21 protein-coding genes are annotated in these 21,651 nt (G+C 71.5%); 12 read left to right on the top strand and 9 right to left on the bottom strand.

The window, feature by feature from the left end:
• Positions 1 to 2: 2 nt before the first annotated feature.
• From AC1DPN_RS08365 to AC1DPN_RS08355, 3 genes are all read right to left on the bottom strand, one after another.
• On the bottom strand, positions 3 to 2,147 hold the full coding sequence (locus tag AC1DPN_RS08365; RefSeq protein WP_477084271.1) for a DEAD/DEAH box helicase: 2,145 nt from the start codon (positions 2,145 to 2,147) through the stop codon (positions 3 to 5).
• A 329-nt stretch (positions 2,148 to 2,476) separates the two neighbouring features.
• Positions 2,477 to 3,757, bottom strand: coding sequence for an endo-1,4-beta-xylanase (locus tag AC1DPN_RS08360; protein WP_477084270.1), 1,281 nt, complete (start codon positions 3,755 to 3,757; stop codon positions 2,477 to 2,479).
• Positions 3,754 to 4,809 (bottom strand): LacI family DNA-binding transcriptional regulator, encoded by a 1,056-nt coding sequence (locus AC1DPN_RS08355; protein WP_477084269.1) that lies wholly within the window; start codon positions 4,807 to 4,809, stop codon positions 3,754 to 3,756. The genes AC1DPN_RS08360 and AC1DPN_RS08355 overlap by 4 nt, the downstream gene beginning before the upstream one ends.
• A 201-nt stretch (positions 4,810 to 5,010) precedes the next feature.
• On the opposite strand from AC1DPN_RS08355, the gene AC1DPN_RS08350 reads away from it, so the two are divergent.
• The 9 genes from AC1DPN_RS08350 to AC1DPN_RS08310 all read left to right on the top strand — a co-directional run bounded on the left by AC1DPN_RS08350 (position 5,011) and on the right by AC1DPN_RS08310 (position 14,110).
• The gene (locus tag AC1DPN_RS08350) at positions 5,011 to 6,402 is read left to right on the top strand and encodes an ABC transporter substrate-binding protein (protein ID WP_477084268.1); all 1,392 of its coding nucleotides are present in this window, start codon (positions 5,011 to 5,013) and stop codon (positions 6,400 to 6,402) included.
• A gap of 4 nt (positions 6,403 to 6,406) precedes the next feature.
• The gene (locus tag AC1DPN_RS08345) at positions 6,407 to 7,396 is read left to right on the top strand and encodes a carbohydrate ABC transporter permease (protein WP_477084267.1); all 990 of its coding nucleotides are present in this window, start codon (positions 6,407 to 6,409) and stop codon (positions 7,394 to 7,396) included.
• Positions 7,397 to 7,399: 3 nt separating this feature from the next.
• Complete coding sequence (locus AC1DPN_RS08340; protein WP_477084266.1) at positions 7,400 to 8,188, top strand: carbohydrate ABC transporter permease; 789 nt, start codon at positions 7,400 to 7,402, stop codon at positions 8,186 to 8,188.
• A complete protein-coding gene (locus tag AC1DPN_RS08335) occupies positions 8,185 to 8,940 on the top strand; it encodes an SDR family NAD(P)-dependent oxidoreductase (protein ID WP_477084265.1) in 756 nt (251 codons plus the stop codon). Before AC1DPN_RS08340 ends, AC1DPN_RS08335 begins: the two co-directional genes overlap by 4 nt.
• A 63-nt stretch (positions 8,941 to 9,003) precedes the next feature.
• Positions 9,004 to 10,077, top strand: coding sequence for a Gfo/Idh/MocA family protein (locus AC1DPN_RS08330; protein ID WP_477084264.1), 1,074 nt, complete (start codon positions 9,004 to 9,006; stop codon positions 10,075 to 10,077).
• Positions 10,077 to 10,463, top strand: coding sequence for a tautomerase family protein (locus AC1DPN_RS08325; protein ID WP_477084263.1), 387 nt, complete (start codon positions 10,077 to 10,079; stop codon positions 10,461 to 10,463). The genes AC1DPN_RS08330 and AC1DPN_RS08325 overlap by 1 nt, the downstream gene beginning before the upstream one ends.
• Before the next feature lie 22 nt (positions 10,464 to 10,485).
• The gene (locus AC1DPN_RS08320; RefSeq protein ID WP_477084262.1) at positions 10,486 to 12,765 is read left to right on the top strand and encodes a beta-xylosidase/alpha-l-arabinosidase; all 2,280 of its coding nucleotides are present in this window, start codon (positions 10,486 to 10,488) and stop codon (positions 12,763 to 12,765) included.
• Positions 12,762 to 13,508: an SDR family oxidoreductase gene (locus AC1DPN_RS08315; RefSeq protein WP_477084261.1), complete on the top strand. Its 747-nt coding sequence runs from the start codon at positions 12,762 to 12,764 to the stop codon at positions 13,506 to 13,508. The genes AC1DPN_RS08320 and AC1DPN_RS08315 overlap by 4 nt, the downstream gene beginning before the upstream one ends.
• 5 nt (positions 13,509 to 13,513) lie before the next feature.
• Positions 13,514 to 14,110, top strand: coding sequence for a LacI family DNA-binding transcriptional regulator (locus tag AC1DPN_RS08310; RefSeq protein WP_477084260.1), 597 nt, complete (start codon positions 13,514 to 13,516; stop codon positions 14,108 to 14,110).
• A gap of 111 nt (positions 14,111 to 14,221) precedes the next feature.
• Here the strand turns inward: AC1DPN_RS08310 and AC1DPN_RS08305 are convergent, their stop codons facing one another.
• The 5 genes from AC1DPN_RS08305 to AC1DPN_RS08285 all read right to left on the bottom strand — a co-directional run bounded on the left by AC1DPN_RS08305 (position 14,222) and on the right by AC1DPN_RS08285 (position 18,104).
• Positions 14,222 to 15,367 (bottom strand): endo-1,4-beta-xylanase, encoded by a 1,146-nt coding sequence (locus AC1DPN_RS08305; protein WP_477084259.1) that lies wholly within the window; start codon positions 15,365 to 15,367, stop codon positions 14,222 to 14,224.
• Between the two features lie 216 nt (positions 15,368 to 15,583).
• On the bottom strand, positions 15,584 to 15,727 hold the full coding sequence (locus AC1DPN_RS08300) for a hypothetical protein (protein ID WP_477084258.1): 144 nt from the start codon (positions 15,725 to 15,727) through the stop codon (positions 15,584 to 15,586).
• A complete protein-coding gene (locus AC1DPN_RS08295; RefSeq protein ID WP_477084257.1) occupies positions 15,724 to 16,707 on the bottom strand; it encodes an alcohol dehydrogenase catalytic domain-containing protein in 984 nt (327 codons plus the stop codon). Before AC1DPN_RS08295 ends, AC1DPN_RS08300 begins: the two co-directional genes overlap by 4 nt.
• Entirely contained in the window at positions 16,704 to 17,123 is a 420-nt protein-coding gene (locus tag AC1DPN_RS08290) for a MarR family winged helix-turn-helix transcriptional regulator (protein WP_477084256.1), read from the bottom strand. The genes AC1DPN_RS08295 and AC1DPN_RS08290 overlap by 4 nt, the downstream gene beginning before the upstream one ends.
• 111 nt (positions 17,124 to 17,234) lie before the next feature.
• A complete protein-coding gene (locus AC1DPN_RS08285; RefSeq protein WP_477084255.1) occupies positions 17,235 to 18,104 on the bottom strand; it encodes a helix-turn-helix domain-containing protein in 870 nt (289 codons plus the stop codon).
• A 165-nt stretch (positions 18,105 to 18,269) separates the two neighbouring features.
• Here AC1DPN_RS08285 and AC1DPN_RS08280 point away from each other — a divergent pair, with 165 nt between their 5' ends.
• Positions 18,270 to 19,118, top strand: a complete 849-nt coding sequence (locus tag AC1DPN_RS08280) for an SDR family oxidoreductase (RefSeq protein ID WP_477084254.1) — start codon at positions 18,270 to 18,272, stop codon at positions 19,116 to 19,118.
• Positions 19,119 to 19,176: 58 nt separating this feature from the next.
• Complete coding sequence (locus AC1DPN_RS08275; RefSeq protein ID WP_477084253.1) at positions 19,177 to 19,941, top strand: SDR family NAD(P)-dependent oxidoreductase; 765 nt, start codon at positions 19,177 to 19,179, stop codon at positions 19,939 to 19,941.
• A 113-nt stretch (positions 19,942 to 20,054) separates the two neighbouring features.
• Here AC1DPN_RS08275 and AC1DPN_RS08270 read toward each other — a convergent pair whose 3' ends face one another.
• On the bottom strand, positions 20,055 to 20,609 hold the full coding sequence (locus AC1DPN_RS08270) for a TetR/AcrR family transcriptional regulator (protein ID WP_477084252.1): 555 nt from the start codon (positions 20,607 to 20,609) through the stop codon (positions 20,055 to 20,057).
• 80 nt (positions 20,610 to 20,689) lie between these two features.
• Between AC1DPN_RS08270 and AC1DPN_RS08265 the strand changes: the two genes are divergently transcribed.
• The gene (locus AC1DPN_RS08265; protein WP_477084251.1) at positions 20,690 to 21,595 is read left to right on the top strand and encodes an alpha/beta fold hydrolase; all 906 of its coding nucleotides are present in this window, start codon (positions 20,690 to 20,692) and stop codon (positions 21,593 to 21,595) included.
• Positions 21,596 to 21,651: the final 56 nt, after the last annotated feature.

Raw genomic sequence — 21,651 nt, 5'->3', positions numbered from 1 at the left:
GGTCAGCCGTCGCCCTCGGCGACGAGCGCGTCGGTCAGCAGCCCGACCAGCGTCTCGAGCTGCACGTCCGTGGATCCGGGAGTGTCCTCCTCGGCGGCCCCGTCCAGCGCCCGCGCGGCCAGGCCCGCCTTGCTGTCGATCAGCTCGGCGATCTTCGAGTCGATGGTCTGGGCCGCGATGATCCGCCACGCGGTGACGGGCTCGTCCTGGCCGATGCGGTGGATCCGGTCGATCGCCTGGGTCTGCTCGGCGTCGGTCCACGACAGCTCGGCCAGCACCAGGTTGGACGCGACCTGCAGGTTGATCCCCACGCCGGCGGCCATCAGGGAGCAGACGACGATCTGCACCTCGGGATCGTCGACGAACGCGGCGATGTTCTTGTTGCGCGTCCTCGTCGTCTGGTCGCCCCGGATAGAGGCGTACTTGATGCCGCGGTCGGCGAATGTCTGCTCGGCCTGGTCCATCACGTCGACGTGCTTCGCGAAGAACACCACCTTGCCGACGTTGCGGGCGAGCTGCGCGGCGTAGTCGGCCGCCAGCCCGGCCTTGGCCTGGCCGATCCGACGCACCATGGTGAACACGTTGTCGCCACCAGTCTGCGAGCTCGAGTCCTTGAGCTCCCCCGCCGCGATCCGGCGGACGAGGTCGTGGTCGATCCCGTCCATGACGCCCTCGGCGGCGCGCACCTCCATCGCGGATCGGTAGCGCGTGACCATCCGAGAAGCGAGCGCGGCCTCGGCGGCCCGGATCGAGCGGCCGACCGCGCCGTCGAGCTCGACCGGCAGGTCCGCCACGCGGCGGGCGGGGATGTCGGCGACGACGTCGACCTTGCGACGACGCACGATGCCCATGTCGATCACGCTGGCCCGCGCCTCGGAGTAGAACCCCGGGTCGGCAGGGGTGAGGCCGGTCTCGTCGAGCGCGACCTGCAGCTTGCCGAGCGGCTTCTTGTCGTCGATCCAGCCGAGGAACTGCCAGATCGCCCGGAAGTCCTCGATGTCGTTGATCAGCGGGGTGCCGGTGAGCGCCATCAGCAGCGGCCGCGCAGTGCGCGCGCGGATGCGCTCGGAGAGTGTGAGGACGTGCTGCGAGCGCTGGGACGACTTGTTCTTGATGAAGTGCGCCTCGTCGACGACCATGCCGCGGAAGCCGAGGGTGCCGAGCCAGCCGACGTGCCGGTCCAGGATCTCGTAGTTCACGATCACGACGTCCGCGAACGCGTCCACCTGGGCGCCGTCGCCGTGCACCACCGTGGCTGTGCGGAACGGCGTCCACAGCCCGACCTCGTGCGCCCAGTTCGTCTTCACCACGTTGGGCACGACGACGAGCAGCGGGTAGGCGTCGGCCGCCTGGGCCGCGAGCAGCGCCTGCGCGGTCTTGCCGAGCCCCGGCTCGTCGGCGAGCAGGAAGGTGCGATGGCCGTTCGCCGTCGCCGTGACCACCTGGGCCTGGTGCGGCATCAGCTCCCGGCCGGGGGCGACGGACACGTGGCGCGGCTCGGGCAGCGCCATGCAGGCGGGTGCGCCGGTCGCGGCGCGTTCGAAGGAGTTGAAGAGCGGTTCGAGCAGCTCCCAGCCCGCCAGTCGACCGGCCCGGGTCATGCGCTCGGCCGCAGCCTCGAAGTCCGGGGCCAGGAACGGGTTCGCCAGCTGACGCGAGATCACCGATCGCGGTACGACCTGCGGCGCCGCGGAGGCGGTCGGTGGGGCCACCGGAGCGGGTTCGGGCTCCTCGGGTGGCTCCAGACCGCCCGCGCGCATGACCGTCGCCTTGTAGGCGCGCGCCGCGTCGGAGACTCGGGCGTCCTCGGCGAGCAGCTCGAGCAGCGAGGTGTCCCGCGCCGCGGTCCTGGCCAGCATCGTCGCCACCCCGTCGAGGCGCTTGAGCTGTTCGGTCCGTCGCGACGAGGACAGGCCGCTCTCCGACATCACCCGCGCCCGCTCCTCGCGAACGAGCAGCGCCACGACCTGGAACTGGGTACGCACCGCCGGACGTGTCGGGGGTCGCTGCACCGCGCGGTCGACGTCGCGAGCGATCTCGGCGAGGACCGGGATGATGCCCTGCTCGGAGGGTCGCGGAGCGCGAACCCGCTGAGCGCCGGGGTCGGTGCGCGCACGACCGGACCCGCGTCGACCTGCTTGTGCCACATCTCCTCCTTCGCACACCATCCGCACTGCAGCTGCAGCCCAGCGCGCGCCGCCACGGCCACCGGGCCATGTCGACGTCGGCCCCCGACCTGCAGAAGCCAGCGCCCGGGCAAGGGCGCCCTGATGCGGCGCCAGGTCATCGGGCAGCGTCCCCGCCTGCGCCGCCGCGGCCCCGTGCTCATGCCGATGGTGGAATGCCGCCGGCATCTCGGTGATCGCCGCCAGGCACGGGCGTGGCCCTGCGTGATCGCCGGAGACCTGGAGCCTACCGCCGCGCACCTCCAGCAGTCTGGAGGCGGCGGTGATGTCAGTCACCCAGGACCCGGACCCTACCGAGCGACGACGTCTACTGCGTGCTCACCGGGCAGGCCGAGGTGCACCGGAACCGTCGAGCCGTGCACGTCCAGCGCGTAGTCCCCCGCGAACGCCTCGACGACGATCCGCCCGTCCTCGTCCGTGACGACGGTCTGCGGTGTGAGCCACCACTCGTCGCGGACCAGACGGCGCAGGACCTCATAGCCGGGCTTCGGGGTGCCGTCGGCGCGCACGAGACCGGAGGGCGCGCCGAGCCACGACCCGTCGTCGGTGAACCCCCAGTAGGTCGCGGCCTGCACGGCGGGGTGCGAGAGCAACGTCCGGTAGTGCCGCTCCAGCTCGTCGGCCTGCCGTTCCTCGCCCTCGGGGGTCGTCGGCCACGACGGCACCTGGTAGTCGTTGAGGTCGTCGATCTCCGGCGGCATGAGGTCGCCGGACACCAGCGTCGTCTCGGTCAGGTGCAGCGGAAGACCGAACCGGGCGAAGCGGTCCAGCACCTCGAGCGTGCGCTCCTCGCCCCAGTAGCCCTGGTGCATGTGGCTCTGCAGGCCGAGTGCGTCGATCCGGATTCCGGCGCCGAGGCACTCCTCGACCAGCCGCTCGTAGGCCGCCGACATGTTGAAGTCGTTGAGCAGCAACGTCAGCCCGGGATCGGCCGCACGCGCAGTCTCGAAGGCGAGCCGGACGGTCTCGACGCGGCCGAGCCGGCGGGCAAGCTCGGTGACGGCGTTCTCCTCCTTGTCGAAGACCGGCATGATGACGACCTCGTTGATCGCGTCCCAGGTCCGGATGACGTCCGCGAAGTCGCCGACCTCCCGCGTGACCCGTGCTCGGACCACCTCCTCGACGTCCTGGTCGTCGACGTCGAGCAGCCACCGTGGCGCCAGGGTGTGCCAGACCAGAGGGTGGCCCTTGACCGCGACGCCCCGGTCGACGAACCACTGCGCGGTCCGATGCAGCCGCCGGGTGTCGGGACGGCCACGCTCGGGCTCGAACCCCGCCCAGTAGAACGGCAGGGTCGCGGTGTTGAACACGTCGAACCACAGGTCGGCGAAACGGCGGGCGTTCGCCGGGGTCGCGCCGCCGAACGCGGCGCGCGGGGCGTCGTCGTCCTCGTCGTTGGCGACCGGCACGAAGTCGAAGCCGATGTTGCCGAACAGGAAGGCGTGCCGGGTCTGGCGCACCGTGACCTCACGGCCCACGAGTGCCTGTCCGTCCGGGCCGCGCAGGGTCAGCTCCGAGCGGACGACGCGGTGCGCGAAGCGGGGGTCCACCTCGAGGCGAGCGAGGTTCACCGTGCCACCCCTCGCGTCGTTGCCCGGCGCTCCGCACGGCCGGCCGCGTCGCGCGGGGGCGCGGTCGACTGGCGGATGACGATCGACGTGGCGAGCTCGACCCTGGGGTTCGGGGTGACGCCGTCGCGGGCCGCCTCGATGACCATCCGCGTCGCCTCGCGCGCCATCTCCGCGATCGGCTGGCGCACCGTGGTGAGCTCCGGCGACACCCACTGGCACAGGTCGACGTCGTCGAAACCGATCACGGAGAGGTCGTCCGGGACAACCAGGCCACGCGCCCGGGCCGCCTGGTAGACGCCGTAGGCCTGCTCGTCGGACGCGCTCACGATCGCCGTGGGGGGCTCACGAAGGTCCAGCAGCTCGCCGCCGCGCCGCCGCCCGCCACCGACCAGCGAGTCGCCGTTGCGCACGAGCGCCGCCTCGTACTCGATGCCGGCGCGCTGGAGCGCCGCGCGGTAGCCGTCCAGGCGGTCCTGGTGGCACACCTGCTCGATCGGGCCGGTGATGAAACCGATCCGACGGTGGCCCTGCTGCAGGAGGTGCTCGGTCGCGTCCCTGCCGCCGGCCCAGTCGGTGGCTGCCACGGTGGCGAGCGACGACGAGCCGGAGCCGACCGGGTCGACGAGGACGACCGGCATGTGCAGCCGCGCCAGCTCCTCACGGCCGGCGGGCAGCAGCTCGGAGACGACGAGGACGACGCCGTCGGTCCCGCGATCGAGGAGGTGCTCGATCCAGTCGGGCGTGCCGACGGGGCTGCCCTGCGTCGTCGTCACGACGAGGTCCACGCCGAGCCGGGCCGCCTCCGCCTGGGCGCCGCGCAGGAGCGCCGTGGCCCACTGGCTCTCGAGGCCGCTGATGACGAAGTCCACGAGACCGCTGCTGGGGCCCGAACGGCCGCGGCGCTGGTACCGGTGCTCCGCCAGGAGCCCTTCGATCTCGCGGCGCTTGTCCGCAGACACGCCCTTCCGGCCGTTCAGCACCTTCGAGACCGTCGGCACGGAGACACCCGCCTCGGCCGCGATCTCCGCGATGGTGACGCCCCGAACAGCCATCCGCGGCACTCCTCTCGATCCGAACGTTGACGGCGAGTTGCCGACGTGTCTATCGTACGGCATCGCGAAAGTTGCCACGCAACAGTTTCGCGCCAATCGGAGGAAGGCGTGGCGTTGAAGGCGTGCCTGGGTGTCCAGCACGTCACCACGCCACTCGGCGACGGTCCGCGCTGATGCGCGGCCAGATGAGGAGAAGTCACCATGCGGACGTCAACGACGACGCTGCGGCACCGCGGACGGACGGCGGCCGTCGCGGTCGCCGGAGCCGCGCTGCTGGCTCTGGTCGCGGCGTGCTCGAGCGGCACGGCCGGTTCCGCCGACGCGGCGGCCACACCCGGGGCCGCGGCCTCGGGCGACATCACGTGGTGGGGCTGGACGCCCGACGCCACGAACGCGAAGAAGCTCATCGCGAGCTTCAACGAGGAGTACCCCGACATCAAGGTCACGTTCGTCTCGAAGCCGATCGACTCCTACGACTCGGTGCTCGGCCCGGCGATCACGTCGAAGGACGGGCCGGACGTGTTCAACGTCGCGCCCGGCTCCGCCAACGGTGGCGTCGACACGTTCGCACCCGGCGCGATCGACCTCACACCCACGGTAGAGGCGGCTCTGGGCAGCGACTGGAAGGACAAGCTCGCCCCCGCGGGCGTCGACGGCCTGACCTCCGACGGCAAGCTGGTCGGCCTGTCCGCCGGCGCGGTCTACTCGGGCGGTCTCTGGATCAACCAGGGCATCTTCGACCAGTACGGGCTCACGGCTCCCACGACGCTCGACGACTGGAAGCAGGTCTGCGCCACGCTCGAGAGCAACGGCGTCGGGTGCTTCGTGCAGGGCGCCGGCCAGTGGGCGTTCGACATGGACACGTTCGAGGCCATCAGCAACAACGTCGAGCCCGGCCTGTACGTGAAGGCGACGAAGGGCGAGGCCAAGTGGACCGACCCGAGCTTCGTCACGGCGATGAACCTGTGGAAGCAGCTCTTCGACGACGGGATCATGCAGGACGGCGCGATCGGCCTGCAGCAGTACCCGGACGCCAACAACGACTTCATGTCCGGCAAGTACGCCATGGTCATGATGGGCACCTGGTACACGCAGTACGCGGTCAAGGACAGCATGGTCGCGGCGATGGAGGCCGCAGGCGTCGGTAGCCCGACGCCGATCGCGATCACGCCCGTGCCGTTCCCGGACCTCGCCGGGACGGGCAGCACCGGGTCGATGTTCGGCGACGCCGACTACGGGCTCGCGGTGAGCGCGAAGTCGGACCAGCAGTCCGCGGCGGCGACGTTCGCCACCTGGCTCACGACGAGCGAGGCGGGCCAGCAGGCCGTCGCCAACACGCTCAACGACATCCCCGCGCTCAAGGGGATCACGCCGCAGTGGGACTCGATCGACCTCGTCGACCCGGCGAAGCAGAGTGCCGCGCTGCAGGCGTACACCGAGGCTGCGGGGCAGGCGACCGAACCGCGCTTCGCGACCGTGAGCGCGGACCTCAACACCGCGTTCAAGGACGCTCTCATCGGCGTGGCCTCGGGTCAGACGTCGACGGAGAAGGCGCTCGACGGCCTCCAGAAGGTCCAGGATGCGTCGAAGTGAGGTCGTGACGCAGCCCGTCGCGCCTCGCACGCCCGAGGACGCGGTCGGCGCCGTCGTCGCACCGACGTCGGGACGGGTGGCCACTCCGGCCGCCCGCCCCGGCGGAGGGCGCCGGCGCGGCAGGGGTCACCGGCAGCCGACCGGGCTGCCCTGGATCATGCCGGCGATCGTGCTGGTCGTCGGGCTCGTGTACTTCGGCATCGGGTACACCGGGTACGTCTCGACGCTCGACTGGAACGGCTTCATCCTCTCGGCGCCCGAGCACGTCGGTTCGGCGAACTTCGTCGCGATGGTGCACGACACCGTCTTCTGGACGGCGCTGCGCCACACGGCGGTCTTCTTCGTCGTGACGTTCGCGGTCCAGACGGTGCTCGGGTTCGTGCTGGCCGCGATCATGCACTCGCGCATCAAGCTCGCCGTGCTCTACAAGATCGTCATCTTCGTCCCGACCGTGCTGGCCCCGGCGACGATGGCGCCGGTGTTCCGGCAGATCTTCGACGCGGACGGCCAGCTCAACTGGCTGCTGAGCCACGTCGGCCTCGGCGCCCTCACGCAGCCGTGGCTCGCGCAGCCGTCGACCGCCATGGCCGTGGTCATGACGGTCACTGTGTGGCAGTGGACGGGACTGACGTTCATCCTCTTCTACGCCGCGATGAGCCAGATCGACCCAGAGGTGCTCGAGGCGGCACGGATCGACGGCGCGGGGAACCTGCGCGCCCTGCGCTCGATCGTGTGGCCCATGTGCCGCGGCACGACGGCCGCTCTGGCCGTCCTCGGCTTCATCGGGGCGCTCAAGACGTTCGACGTGCCGTACCTCGTCACCAAGGGCGGCCCCAACCACGCGACCGAGTTCCTCGGCACGTACATCTACCAGACGATGGTCCAGGAGAAGCACTTCGGCTATGCCGCCGCGATCTCGGTGGCACTGCTGGTCCTGGCCGTCGGCGGCGGCGTCGTCATGAGCGCACGCAACCGCCGCACCGAGAGGAGCTAGGACGTGTTCGACGTGCGCACACGCCGCTCCCGCATCGGCCTGCAGATCTTCGCCACCGTGATGGTGCTGCCGTTCCTGGCACCGCTCGTCGCCATGGTGCAGGGATCGCTGGCCGGGCTGGGGCTGGAGAACTACGCGAAAGTTTTCGCGACAGGTGTCGTCGGCACCTACTTCAAGAACAGCATCCTGATCTCCGCAGCGACCATCGGGCTCGTCTACGTCTGCACGATGCTCGCCGCGTTCGGTTTCGCGAAGCTGCGGATCGGCGGCAAGGAGATCTGGTTCTGGGTGCTGCTCGCGGCGCTCACGATGCCCGAGGCCGTGCTGCTGACTCCCCTGTTCGTCACGGCGTCGACGTTCGACCTCTACGACGAGCTGATCGCGGTCATCGTGCCGCTCGCCGCACTCCAGGTGCCGTTCACCATCCTGCTCGCGCGCAACTTCGTCGCCGGGATCCCGACCGAGCTCATCGAGGCCGGAAGGGTCGACGGCGCCAACGTCGTGCAGGTGTTCTGGCGGATCGTCCTGCCGCTCACGCGCCCGATCGCCGCCGCGATCGTCGTGCTCACGCTCATCAACGCGTGGAACGCCTACCTGATCCCGATGCTCATGCTCAACGACCCGAGCAAGCAGGTCGTCACGCTGCTGCCCTCGTTCTTCACGAGCCAGTACACGAACGACCAGACCGGGGTGCTCGCCGCGGCCGTCATCACGGCGGTGCCCGTGATCGTCGCGTACGTCTGCCTGCAGCGGTTCTTCGAGCGCGGGCTGTCGGCCGGAGCGCTCAAGTGAGCGCGGGTTCCGGGCTGCTGGCAGGCCGGCTCGCGGTCGTCACCGCCGGCACCGCCGGCATCGGGCGAGCGGTGGTCGAGAGGTTCGTCGCCGAAGGTGCGCACGTCGTCGTCATGTCGCCGAGCAAGCGTGAGCTCGACGCGGTGGTCGACGAGCTCGGACCGCACGTCACCGGAGTCTTGGGCGACGCGGGCGAGCCCGAGGACCTCGCCCGGCTCGCGCTCGCCCTACGCGAGACCGGACGGCTCGTCGACGTCCTCGTCGCCAACGCTGGCCGGGACGTGCCGTCGACCCTCGTCGCCGACACGACGCCCGAGCAGTTCGACCACGTGTCCGGCCTGAACTTCCGCGGCACGTTCTTCACGGTGCACCACGTGGTCCCGGCGATGCGCGACGGCGGCACGATCGTGCTGACCGCCTCGATCGCCGCGCACAACGGCGGGCCTGGGCACGCGGTCTACAACGCGTCGAAGGCCGCCGTGCGGTCGCTCGCGCGGACGCTGACGTCGGAGCTGCGCGACCGGCGCATCCGCGCCAACGCCGTGAGCCCCGGCCCGACCGCGACCGCGGGGTTCGCGGCCTTCACCGGCGGCTCGGCGGAGGTCGAGCAGCGGGTGGTCGCGCAGATCCCGGTCGGACGGGTCGGCCGCCCCGAGGAGGTCGCAGCCGCCGTGCTGTTCCTCGCCTCGGACGAGTCGAGCTTCGTCGCCGGAGCCGAGCTGGTCGTCGACGGCGGCATGAGTCAGGTCTGACCACCCGGTCGGGCCGGAGGACCGCCGTCGGCGGTCCCCATCCATCGAGAGGAAGTACGTCTGGTGTCGGGTCCCGTGAAGTACGCGATCGTCGGGAGCGGTTGGCGCTCCGAGTTCCACCTGCGGATGGCGCAGGCCGCCCCCGAGCGGCTGGAGGTCGTCGCCGTCGTGACGACGACCGAGGCAGAGAGCGAGCGCATCACCGCCCGGTGGGGCGTCCCCGCGGTCGAGACGATCGCGGAGGCCCTGCGCTTCGGCCCGGAGCTCGTCGTCGCGGCCGTGTCCTGGCCCGCGATGCCGGGCGTGGTCCGGGAGCTGGTCGCCGCGGGGGTCAAGGTCCTCGCCGAGACGCCGCCGGCGCCGGACCTCGACGGGTTGCGCGCTCTGTGGGACGAGGTCGGCGCCAGCGGGCTCGTGCAGGTAGGCGAGCAGTACACGCTCATGCCCGGGCACGCCTCGCGGCTCGAGGTGGTGCGTCAAGGAACGATCGGCCGGGTCAACACCGTCGAGGTGGCCTCGACGCACCTGTACCACGCGGTCGCGCTCGTCCGGGCGTACCTCGGCGTGGACATGGACGAGGTCGTCGTGAACGCGCGCTCGTTCGTCGCGCCGCTCGTCGACCCGCTCGGGTTCGACGGCTGGGTGAGCGAGCCCCAGGCCGCTCCGCGCACGACCACGCTGGCGACGCTCGACTTCGGCGAGGGCCGCGTGGGTCTCTACGACTTCGTCGAGAACCAGTGGTGGAACCCCCTGCTCGCCCGCCGCCTCGTGGTGCGCGGGTCGCTCGGCGAGATCGTCGACGACAACGTCACGCGTCTGACCGAGGACGGCGTGGTGTCGTCGCCCCTGGTCTACCGCCGCACGGGCGTCGACATGAACCTCGAGGGCAACGAGGTGGTGCACACCTCGTTCGACGGTCGCGTCGTGTACCGCAACCCGTGGGTGGGCACGCGCCTGTCCGAGGACGACATCGCGGTGGCGAGCCTGCTCGCAGCCGCAGGCAGCTGGGCGCGCGACGAGGGGCCCGAGCCCTACCCGCTCGCTCAGGCCTGCCAGGACCACGCCGTGGGCCTGGCGATCGAGGAGTCCGCCCGGACCGGCGCCGACGTGCGCGTCGCCAAGGAGGTGTGGGCCTGATGCCGCTCGTCACGATCGAGGTCGCCGACACCGTCCCGGTGGCCACGCGGCTCGCGTACGCGGACGCCGTCAACGCCGGGCTCGTCGAGGGCCTGGGGATGGACGCCGAGGACCGGTTCCAGGTGATCCACCCGCTCCCGGCCGACCACATCGTCGCCGACCCGCACTACCTGGGCGGCAACCGCCGCGACGTCGTCTACGTGCGGATCCTCATGGTGCGCATGTACGACCCGGCCACCAAGGCCGCCATGTACGAGGCCGTCGCGCGACGGCTCGAGGCGCAGGGGGTGCGGCCCGACGACGTCTTCATCGCCGTCACCGAGAACGGGCTCGAGGACTGGTACCCGGGCGCGCGGGGCGCACGACCGACCGACCTGACCGCGTAGAGACGACGAAGGACGAGAGCAGATGGTGCAGCAGCTGACGGACACGGGCGTCCGCGTCGCCGAGCTCATGACGCGGATGACCCTGGAGGAGAAGCTCGCGCAGCTCGTGGGCGTGTGGGTCGACGCGGGCTCGGGTGAGGGCGTCGCCCCGCTGCAGGGCGCGATGGTCGCCGACCAGCCGCCCTTCGAGGAGTTCGCACGCGACGGCGTCGGCCAGATCACGCGGTTCTACGGCACCGCGCCGGTCGAGCCGGCGGCCGCCGCCGGACGCCTGCGCGAGCGGCAGCGGTGGCTCGTCGAGCAGACCCGGCTCGGCATCCCGGCGGTCGTCCACGAGGAGTGCCTCACCGGGCTGGCCGCGTGGCGGGCGACGACGTTCCCGGCACCCCTGTCGTGGGGGGCCGCGTTCGACCCGGACCTGGTGCGTCGGATGGGGCAGGCGATCGGGTCCACGATGCGCTCGCTCGGGGTCCACCAGGGCCTCGCGCCCGTGCTCGACGTGGTCCGCGACGCCCGCTGGGGCCGCGTCGAGGAGTGCATCGGCGAGGACCCGTACCTCGTCGGCTCGATCGGGACGAGCTACGTCCGCGGCCTGCAGGACGTCGGCATCGTCGCGACGCTCAAGCATTTCGTCGGGTACTCCGCGTCGCGGGCCGGGCGCAACCTCGCCCCGGTGCACGCGGGCCCGCGCGAGGTGGCCGACGTCCTGCTGCCGCCGTTCGAGATGGCGGTCCTCGACGGCGGCGCGCGCTCCGTCATGCACTCCTACGCCGAGGTCGACGGCCTTCCCGCGGCCGCGGACCGCTCGCTGCTGACCGGCGTGCTGCGCGACCGGTGGGGGTTCGACGGGGTCGTGGTCGCCGACTACTTCGGCGTCGCCTTCCTCGCGTCCCTGCACGGCGTCGCGGCCGACTTGGCCGACGCCGCGCACCAGGCGCTCGCGGCCGGGGTCGACGTCGAGCTGCCGACCGGCAACGCGTTCCGCGAGCCCCTCGCGGCGGCGGTCCGGTCCGGAGCCGTCGACGAGGCCCTGGTCGACCGGGCCGTCGAGCGGGTGCTGCGGCAGAAGGCGGAGCTCGGGCTCCTCGACGAGCGGTTCGAGGGGCCGGCCGACGACCCCGGAAGCCTCGACCCAGTCGAGCACCGCGAGATCGCGCGGACGCTGGCCGAACGCTCCGTCGTGCTGCTCGCGAACGACGGCACGCTCCCCCTGCGTGCGCCGGCCCGCGTCGCCGTCGTCGGGCCGAACGCGGACCGCGTGAACGCGCTGTTCGGCTGCTACTCGTTCGCCAACCACGTGCTGGACAAGCTCCCCGGCGTCGAGCTCGGCATCGAGGCCGAGTCCGTGCTCGACGTGCTGCGCGCCGAGCTCGACGACGTCGTCTACGCCCAGGGCTGCGGGGTCGACGACCCGAGCCTCGCCGGGCTGCCCGCCGCCGTGCACGCCGCGCAGAGCGCCGACGTGGCGATCGTCGTCGGCGGCGACCGCGCGGGACTCTTCGGGCGCGGCACGTCCGGCGAGGGCTGCGACGCCGAGTCGCTCGAGCTCCCCGGCGTGCAGCGCGAGCTCGTCGAGGCCGTCGTCGCGACGGGCACGCCGGTCGTCCTCGTCCTGGTGACCGGGCGTCCGTACGCGGTCGGCTGGGCGCTCGACTCGTGCGCCGCGGTCGTGCAGACGTTCTTCCCGGGCGAGGAGGGTGCTGCCGCGATCGCGGGCGTGCTCACCGGCCGCGTGAACCCGTCGGGCCGGCTGCCCGTGAGCCTGCCCCGGTCGGCCGGCGCCCAGCCGTACTCGTACCTGCACCCCGTGCTCGGCGGCACCACCGAGGTGTCGAACGTCGCGCCCGACCCGGCCCGACCGTTCGGCTACGGCCTGTCCTACACGACGTTCGAGCGCACCGACCTCACGGTCGCCTCCCCCTACGTCACGACCGACGGGAGCATCGAGGCGACCGTTCGCGTGACGAACATGGGCTCCGTGGCGGGCTCGGACGTCGTGCAGCTCTACGGTCACGACCCCGTCGCCTCGATCACCCGGCCCGTCGCCCAGCTGCTCGGCTACGCACGGGCGACCCTCCAGCCGGGCGCGTCCGCGCTCGTCCGGTTCGTCGTGCCGACCACGCGGCTCGCGTTCAGCGGGCGCGACCTGGTCCGTGCCGTCGAGCCCGGGACGATCGAGCTGTGGACCGGCGCCTCGTGCGCCGACCGCGAGCAGGAGACCGTCGTGGAGCTGGTCGGCGAGCGCCATGTCGTGACGACCGCCGACGCACGGTGGGTCGACGTCAGCGTGGTGGACGCATGAGCCCCGGGCGTCTCGACGGCGAGCTCGCGGTCGTCACGGGCGGCACCGCCGGGATCGGGTTCGCGGTGGCGGAGCGGTTCGTCGCGGAGGGCGCGGAGGTGCTGGTGACCGGCCGCACGCGCGACCGCCTCGCCGCCGCGCTCGAACGCCTAGGCCCGGCAGCGACGGGCATCCTGGGCGACGGAGCCGACATCGACGACCTCGACAGGCTCGCGGCGGCCGTCCGCGCGACCGGCCGCCCGCTCGACGTGCTCGTCGCGAACGCCGGCGGTGGCAGCGAGCCGCCACTCGCCGAGATGACGCCGCGCGAGTTCGACCGCGTGGCCGACCTCAACGTGCGCGGCACCTTCTTCGCCGTCCAGCGGCTCCTCCCCCTGCTGCGCGACGGCGCCCGCGTGGTGCTCGTCGGGTCGATCTCGGGCAGCAACGGCGACCCGGGCCACGGCGCGTACAACGCGAGCAAGGCCGCCGTCCGGTCGCTCGCCCGCACCCTGACCGCGGAGCTCGCCGACCGGCACATTCGGGTCAACGTCCTGAGCCCCGGCCCGACGATGTCCGCCGGGTTCGCCGACTACGTCGGGCACGGTGAGGAGGTCCTGTCCCGGATCGCCGCCGCGGTGCCCGTCGGCCGCGTCGGACGTCCCGACGAGATCGCCGCCGCGGCACTGTTCCTCGCCACCGACGAGAGCAGCTTCGTCGCGGGCGTCGAGCTCGTCGTCGACGGCGGCATGAGCCAGGTCTAGCCGACGTGTCCCTCGACCCTCCCGGTGCGCGCCCGGTTCCGTCGCGCCGAGGGTCGACGCCCACGATCGCCGACGTCGCCGCCCTGGCCGGCGTCTCGACGTCGACGGTCTCGAAGGTGATCAACGGCCGCGACGGCGTCTCGGGGGCCACCGGGAGGCGCGTGCGGGAGGCCGTCGACCTGCTGAGGTTCACGCCGAGCATGGCCGCGACGTCCCTGCGTGGCGGCTCGACGCGAGTCATCGGTCTCTTCGCCGCCCGCCTCGGCGCCTGGGAGAGCGAGGTGCTCCGGGGCGCGACGCTGGCCGCGGGAGCCGACGGCTACGGCCTGCTCGCCTGGGTCGGTCCCCGCGCCCCGCAGTCCGCGAGCTCCATGGTGGAGGGGGCGATCCTGCTCGCCGACTCGACGCCGGCGGGCCTCGCGGACGTTCCGCTGGTCCTCATCTCGTTTCGCGCCCCGACGATGTCGGTGCAGTGCGATCTTCTAGGCCCGCCGCCCGACGCACCTGCCCTCACGCCACACGACATCGGGAGCGGTGCGGTCCGCTGCCTGATCTCTCTTCTTCCGAGCGGCGCCGCTGAGCGAGACGGTGCGCAGGTCTGACGCGCCACCGCCAAGGCGCCAGTGTTGTGTCCCGGGAGCGCCTCCTCGCTCTGCGTCGGAGAGGCCGATGGCGCGTGGCCCGGTCCGGGCCCACGCGCCATCGACGCCTTCCTAGCTGTTCAGTCCGGGCGGCGTGCGCGGGGACGTGCCGGGGGTGGCGTCGGTGAGGCTCTCGAGCAGCGCGTAGTACGCCGGCTTCTTCTCGAAGTCCTCGGTCATGATCGTCGCGTAGCCCTCGGGGAAGACGCCCGGGACCCACGAACGCCCGTCGTCGAAGCCCCAGACCGTGAAGCTGGTGCAGGCGGAAACGTTGAGGCACGCCTCGAGCATCTTGTCGTACCGCTCGGCCTGCAGCGCGATCTGTGAGGCGTCCGGCTCCCCGTCCTCGCCGAGCGGCATGCGGACGTCGGCCTCGGTGACTGCCACCTTCAGCCCGAGCGCCGCGAACCGCTCGAAGTTCGCCTGGATCGACTCGTCGAAGCCGTACATGAGGCTCAGGTGACCCTGAGCGCCGAAGCCCTGCAGCGGCGCGCCGTCGGCGAGCAGCTCCTGCGCCAGGGCGTAGTAGGCGTTGGTCTTGTTGTTGATGCCCTCGGCGTTGTAGTCGTTGAGGAAGAGGACCGCCTCGGGGTCGGCCTCGTGCGCCCACCGGAAGGCGTCACCGATGAGGGCGACCGGGTCCGCGGCGCATGCCTTGAGGAAGGGGTTGGCCTCGGTGCGCAGGCGGACACCGCCGGCGTCCCAGTCGTCCTGGAAGATCTCGTTGGCGACGTCCCACTCGTAGACATCGCCGGCGTAGCGGCCGACGACCGTACGGATGTGGTCCTCGAGGACGTCGCGCGCCTCGTCGCAGGTCCAGTCGGCGCTGGCGTCGGTCACCCACTGCGGGTTCTGGCTGTGCCAGAGCAGCGTGTGGCCGCGGACCTTCTGGTGGTTGGCCCGAGCGAACGCCACGACAGCGTCCGCACCGGAGAAGTCGTAGACGTCGGGCTGGGGGTGGACCTCGGCCCACTTCATGTCGTTCTCGGGGGTCAGCGAGCTGAACTCGGCGCCAAGGATGCTCTGGAACTCCGTGGGGTGCTTCCGGTCGTAGTTCAGCAGGTCACGCTGACCCCACACGGCGCTGCCGATCTTGAGGTCTCTCGGGGCCTCGGAGCGCAGGGTCGACTCCGGTGGAGTGGCCTGCGCGAGGGGGGCTGACAATGCGAGGGCGGTGATCGCCGACGCCGCGACGGCGGCGGCACGCCTCATGGTCATGGAATGGGACATCGTTGTTCCTCTCCGATCGGGTTCCGACGCTGGCACAGCACCGGATACCGGACTTTTGGACAATAACGATGTCGATAACGATTTCGCAACCGGTGGAGCTCGTCCGTCCTTGGCCCGACCCGGCTCGCCCAGGCGCCCACTGCGCGCCTGGCGCGCAACGACGGACGGTGCGGTTCTGTCATCGCGCGGACGGGACGGACGCCGTCACAGCGCGCGCTGGTCGTCTTCCTCGCGCGTGGAGTCGACGTCAGTCCATCCGTCGCCTTTCGTCGCCGGCTCGCTCGTCGTGCAGGAGCTGAGTTCCCGCTCTGCGAGCGCGCGCGCCGTGAAGATCTCGGGCGCGATCACAGGACCACCACGCCCTTGCCGCCGACCGTGCCGGCCTCCATGTCGACGTGTGCCTGGGCAATCTGGTCGAGACGGTAGATGCGTCCGACGGGCACCCGGGCCCGACCGTCGGCGACAGCGTCGAGGAACTCCTGGAGCACAGATGCGGGCAGGTCGGCGGCTTCCCCGGAGTAGGCGGTCAGCCGGACGCCGTTGGGGAGCCAGTCCATCGGGTAGAACTCGGGGATCGTCCACTCGTCGGAGAGCATGCCGGTGAAGCAGACGGTGCCGCCGCTGCGGACGGCTCGCAGAGTGTCGCGCAGGACGTTGACGCCGACGAGCTCGACGGCCCCGTCCGCCCCGTCGGGGTGCAGCTCGCGCACCTGGGCGGCGACGTTCCCGTCGTCGACGAGCACGTGCTCCACGCCCACGCTCTCGAGCAGGCCCGTTCTGCTGGCAGACCGGGTCGTGGACAGGACGGTCAGGCCCTGCAAACGGCCGAGGACGGCGAGCGTCAGCCCGATCGAGGAGGTGCCGCCGCGCACCAGCAGGCTCTGCCCCGCCGAGGGGCGGACGCCGACGGCGAGCGACCCGTAGGCGGTCTGCAGCATCTCGGGGACCGCGCCGAGCACATCCCACGGGAGCTTGCTCGTGAACGGGATCACCTGGGCCGCCGGCACCACCACGTACTGCGCGTAGCCGCCGTCGAACGTCCGGCCCATCCCGCCCATCAGCGTGACGACCTGGGTACCTGGTGGGAGCTCGCCGCCCGGGGCATGCTCGACCACTCCGGCCGCCTCGATACCGGGGATCCGCGGGAACGTCCCGGTCGAGGCCTGCCCGCGGCGGAAGTGCAGCTCTGACCGGTTGAGCCCGAACGCGCGCACCCGGATCAGCACCTGACCGGGTTCCGCGCGCGGCACGGGCACGTCGCGCACCTGCAGGACCTCGGGACCGCCGGGGCGGTCGACGACCGCCGCACGCATGCGGGCCGCGGTCACACTGCCACCGTCTTCGTCAGCCGGTCGAGCAGACGAGTCAGGAGGGCGGCCTCCCCAGAGACGTCCTCGCCAGCGAGATGAACGGCGAGCTCGGCATCCACGAGTGCCACGCCGGCATCGTGCGCGACGTCTCCCGCCGGGGTCAGCGTGACCAGCGAGGAGCGCCGGTCGTGCGGGTGCGCGCTGCGCACGACGAGCCCGTCCCGCTCGAGCCGGTCGACCAGCTTGCTGGCCGCGCCGACCGTGATGCCCAGCTCGGTGCGCAGCTCCTGGACCCGGGCGGACCCCGCGTGCCGACGGACGACCCGCAGTGCGGTCAGGTTCGCCAGCGACACCCCGCCCGCGGCCCGGAGATGGTCGTCGAGGTGGTTCCACAGGTAGGTCTCGTACCGCACCACGGCATCGAAGAAGTCCATGCCCACGTCAACTCGGTTCTCGGGAACTATATTCCGAGTGATCTAAATTATGGGTGCCCGCGAGAAGCCCCGGGGCACACCAAAGGACGCTGAGCCGCCGGTACGCAGGCGTCAGTTCCGAGTCCGGCTCGGCACGACGTGATCTGCGGCCCAGCTCGAGAGGAGCCGGAGTGCGTCGTCGTCGGGCGATGCCGGTTCGGCGCTGAAGGCGATCAGGCTCAGGCCTATGTCGGCGGGCAGCTCCATGACGTCGAACGACAGGTGCAGCTCGCCGACGACGGGGTGGCGGAAGTGCTTGATGCCGGTGCGGTGCAGGCGGACGTCGTGGGACGCCCAGCGGGTGCGGAAGGCGTCGCTGCGCGTGCTCAGCTCTCCGACCAGGTCGGTGAGGCCCCGGTTGAACGGGTCGCGGCCGGCCTCCGCGCGCAGTGCGGCCACGGCATCGTCGGCGGCGCGCTCCCAGTCGAGCCAGAAGTCGTGCGCACGGGGGTTGAGGAAGTTGAACCGGGCGTGGTTCGCGGGGCGGGCCTCGTCGGCGAGCACGGGCGCGAACAGAGCGCGTCCGAGCGTGTTCGCGGCCATGAGGTTGAGTGATCCGTCGTTCACGATGGCCGGCAGCCGTGTCATCCCGTCGAGCACCCACTGCAGGCTCGGCCGGATCTGCTGCGCGGCCGGTCGCCGGCGTGTGCGGGCGCCCGGCCCGGCTGCCCGGGCGAGGTCGGCCAGGTGCAGTCGCTCGGCCTCGTCGAGCTCGAGCGCCCGGGCAAGGGCGTCGAGCACGCTCTCGGAGACACCGCTCAGATCGCCCCGCTCGAGGCGGGCGTAGTACTCGACACTGACGCCGGCGAGGTCGGCGACCTCGCTGCGACGCAGACCAGGGACGCGCCGGCCGCGACCAGCGGTCGAAAGGCCGACCTGCTCGGGCGTGAGCTTCGCGCGCCGGGAGGTGAGGAAGGCCTTGACCTCGCTGCGGGTGTCCATCACTCCACGCTAGGCGTGGCCGGCGCGATGAGGGATGCCCTGCCGTTACGCGTTCCAGCGGTGACTTCTTCGCGTGCCCGCCACCGCGTTGCATGGACGTGTCGCCGGAACATGAGGCGGCCGCCGTGGATCAACGCGGTGCGGAGATCGATGAAGGACGACGACATGAGCGAGAAGCAGGTATGGCTGGTCACCGGGGCGAGCCGCGGCATGGGCGTGGACTTCGCGCGAGCGGCCCTCGCGGCTGGTCACGCGGTCGTCGCTACCGGGCGGGACCCGCAGAAGGTCACCGAGGCCGTCGGCGAGCACGCTGAGTTGCTGGCCGTGAAGCTGGACGTGACCGATCCGGACGATGCGGCCGCCGCGGTGCGGGCGGGCGTCGATCGCTTCGGGTGCATCGATGTGCTGGTGAACAACGCCGCGAACTTCTACGCCGGATTCTTCGAGGAGATCACGCCCGACGACTTCCGCGCGCAGGTCGAGACGAACCTGTTCGGTCCGATCAACGTGACGCGAGCCGTCCTGCCGGTCATGCGTGCGCAGCGATCGGGCCTCGTGCTGACGATCTCCTCGACCGCGGGTCTGGCGGGTGGGGAGTTCGTGTCGGCGTACGCGGCCTCCAAGTTCGGGGTCGAGGGCTGGATCGAGTCGCTGACCCCCGAGGTCGCGCCGTTCGGGATCCGCACGATGCTCGTCGAGCCGGGCTTCTTCCGCACCGATCTGCTCACCCCCGAGTCGACCAGCTACGCGCAGCCCACCATCGACGACTACGCCGAGCGCACCCGCCAGACCGTCACCGCGTGGAGCGCGATGAACGGACAGCAGACCGGCGATCCCGCCAAGCTCGCCGCCGCGCTCGTCCAGCTCGCCGGGCTCGACGAGCCGCCCCTGCGCTTCGCGGCCGGAGCCGACGCAGTCGGCGTGTTCGAGCAGAAGGCGCAGGACCTGCTCTCCCAGGCCGACGCCCACCGCGAGCTGTCGTCCTCCCTTGCGCACCAGGACGCAACGGTCTGACCCCGCGCCCACGACCCGCCGCCTCACGCCTGAATCAAGGGATCAAGGACTCCACACCATGGCAACACGACTGACCGGAACCGTCGCCCTCGTCACCGGCGCGTCCAGCGGGATCGGCGCGGCCACCGCACGCCGCCTCGCCCAGGAGGGCGCCTCGGTCGCCCTGATCGCCCGCCGCGAAGACCGCCTCCGCGAGCTAGCGACGACGATCGAGAGCGAGGGTGGCACCGCCCTGGTCGCCGTCGCGGACATCTCCGATCGCGACCAGGCGAAGGCTGCGGTGGCGCGCACCGTCGAGCAGTTCGGGCGCCTCGACACCGTGGTCAACAACGCCGGTCTCATGCTCCTAGGTCCTGTGGTCGGGGCCGACACCGACGAGTGGGACCGCATGATCGCCGTGAACGTCCAGGGACTGCTGCACGTCACCCATGCCGCTCTGCCTCACCTGCTCGAGGCCGCCGAGCAGGAGCCTCGGCGGGTGGCGGACATCGTGAACGTGAGCTCGATCGCCGGCCGCGTCGCGTGGAACGGGTACGGCGTCTACAACCTCACCAAGTTCGGCATGAACGGGTTCACCGAGGCGCTGCGCCAGGAGATCACCAAGAAGCACGTGCGCGTCGGCGTCCTGGAGCCCGGCGGCGTCGCCACCGAGCTCGGCTCGCACAACCGGGCCGAGATACGCGAGGGCATGATCGACCCGTTCTTCGAGCAGACCGAGGTCCTGGCACCTGAGGACATCGCCGATGGCGTCGCCTACATGGTCACGAGACCTCGGCACACCGCGATCGGCGAGATCTGGATCATGCCCACCGACCAGTCCTGAGCCGCCACCCGGCCGACGGGACTCGAGCCTCGCCGGACCGGCGCCAGCACAGAGCGTTCCACTGACGGGCAGGGGACGAACCACGCCCGCTGCTCATTGCCGCTCGTGCGCCGCTATGCCTTGGCCATGAGTGCGTGCACAGCCCGCTCGACGGCTGGCCGTATGTCGAGTGTGGGGTCGACGGTGAGCCGATGCAGCAGCAGTCCGTCCCCGAGTGCCATCAGAGCGCGCGCGGCGGGAACGGGATCGGGGATGCCGGCCGCGGTCATGACCTGCTCGGTCCAGCGTTCGAACTCGTGCCGCTGCCGCCGCAACGGCGCCCCGAGCTCGGGGTCCGAGGCGACCTCGAGGAAGAGCGCGTAGCGCGCCCTGGTGCGCGTCGCGAAGGGACCCGTCTGCAGCTCGGCCATGGCGCACAGGCCGTCGATCAGCCCATCGGCGTCAGGCACGACGGGTGAGCCCGAGGGATCAAAGTCGGCACGCTCGCGCTCGGCTATCCAGTCGACGACGCCGGCGAGCAGCGCGCGGCGGGTGCGGAACCAGTTCGACGTCGAGCCGGCCGGGAGCCCGGCCCGGGCGTCGACGCGCGCATGGCTCAGCGCACGCACTCCCTCGGCCCCGAGCAGCTCGACGGCGGCGTCGAGCGCGCGCTCCTTCGTCGTGGGCATGTACACCTCTCTTCGGCAGACCTACTATGAACGTAGTGGAACTAGGAACATAGTGTTCGCACCGCGCCGAAGGAGCCGCCATGAACACGCCCCGTGTCCGCGAGGTCGCTGCCGAGTCGTCCACCTGGTACCCATCGATGCCCGAGGCGCCCGGGTTCGAGCACCTCGTCGTCGAGACGCCCGATCTACGCAGCCATGTCGCGACCATCGGCGAGGGCGACCCGGTCGTGCTGCTGCACGGCTTCCCGGCGCACTGGTGGCAGTGGCGCGAGATCGCCCCCGTCCTCGCACGCGCCGGCCGCCGCGTCATCTGCCCCGACCTGCGCGGCACCGGATGGACCACGGCCGACGACCCCCGCATCGAGCGCGAGACCCACCATCACGACCTGCTCGCGCTGCTCGACGCGCTCGGCATCGAGCGGGCGCACCTCGTCGCGCACGACCTCGGCGCGATCAGCGCGAACCAGCTCGCCTACGCGCACCCCGAACGCGTGCGCTCACTGGTACAGCTCTCGGTGCCGCCCATCTTCATGCCGTTCAGCCTGAAGCTCGTCAAGGGGATGCGCCACATGCCGGCCCTGATCTGGCACCGCCGAGGCCGCTCGCTCGCCGGCTTGTTCGACCCCAGCCACATCGCCCACCCGCTGCCGACCGAGACGATCGACGCCTACCTCGCACCGATGGCCCGCCCCGAGATCGACGGCGCCGTGCGGCGGCTGTTCCGCGGCATCGCCATCCCGGTGTCGATGCAGGTCGCGCGCGGCACCTTCTCCCGGCAGCGACTGCGGCCGCCGACCCTCGCCGCGTTCGGGCGACTCGACCACCCGTGGGACGAGCCGTTGATCCGCCGCCTCTGCGGAGACCTCACGCGCTACGCCGACCGGTACGAGCTCGCGTTCGTCGACGACGCCGCGCACTTCATCACCGACGACGCACCCAGCGAGGTCACCGCCCTCGCACTCGCCTGGTTCGAACGGGCGGGCTAGGTGGACTCGGCTGTCACGTTCGTCGTGATCGGCGGGAAGCCGACGGCGGATTGGTG

It is taken from the genome of Cellulomonas sp. P4_H4 (genome assembly GCF_056400865.1).
This window is presented reverse-complemented; position numbering and strand designations above follow the sequence as displayed.

Bases quoted from the DNA above. Each gene is read 5' to 3' on its own strand.
- AC1DPN_RS08290 (WP_477084256.1), bottom strand. From the start codon at position 17,123: ATGGACTTCTTCGATGCCGTGGTGCGGTACGAGACCTACCTGTGGAAC.
- AC1DPN_RS08280 (WP_477084254.1), top strand. From the start codon at position 18,270: ATGAGCGAGAAGCAGGTATGGCTGGTCACCGGGGCGAGCCGCGGCATG.
- AC1DPN_RS08305 (WP_477084259.1), bottom strand. From the start codon at position 15,367: ATGACCATGAGGCGTGCCGCCGCCGTCGCGGCGTCGGCGATCACCGCC.
- AC1DPN_RS08325 (WP_477084263.1), top strand. From the start codon at position 10,077: ATGCCGCTCGTCACGATCGAGGTCGCCGACACCGTCCCGGTGGCCACG.
- AC1DPN_RS08355 (WP_477084269.1), bottom strand. From the start codon at position 4,809: ATGGCTGTTCGGGGCGTCACCATCGCGGAGATCGCGGCCGAGGCGGGT.
- AC1DPN_RS08275 (WP_477084253.1), top strand. From the start codon at position 19,177: ATGGCAACACGACTGACCGGAACCGTCGCCCTCGTCACCGGCGCGTCC.
- AC1DPN_RS08315 (WP_477084261.1), top strand. From the start codon at position 12,762: ATGAGCCCCGGGCGTCTCGACGGCGAGCTCGCGGTCGTCACGGGCGGC.
- AC1DPN_RS08350 (WP_477084268.1), top strand. From the start codon at position 5,011: ATGCGGACGTCAACGACGACGCTGCGGCACCGCGGACGGACGGCGGCC.
- AC1DPN_RS08270 (WP_477084252.1), bottom strand. From the start codon at position 20,609: ATGCCCACGACGAAGGAGCGCGCGCTCGACGCCGCCGTCGAGCTGCTC.
- AC1DPN_RS08320 (WP_477084262.1), top strand. From the start codon at position 10,486: ATGGTGCAGCAGCTGACGGACACGGGCGTCCGCGTCGCCGAGCTCATG.
- AC1DPN_RS08285 (WP_477084255.1), bottom strand. From the start codon at position 18,104: ATGGACACCCGCAGCGAGGTCAAGGCCTTCCTCACCTCCCGGCGCGCG.
- AC1DPN_RS08265 (WP_477084251.1), top strand. From the start codon at position 20,690: ATGAACACGCCCCGTGTCCGCGAGGTCGCTGCCGAGTCGTCCACCTGG.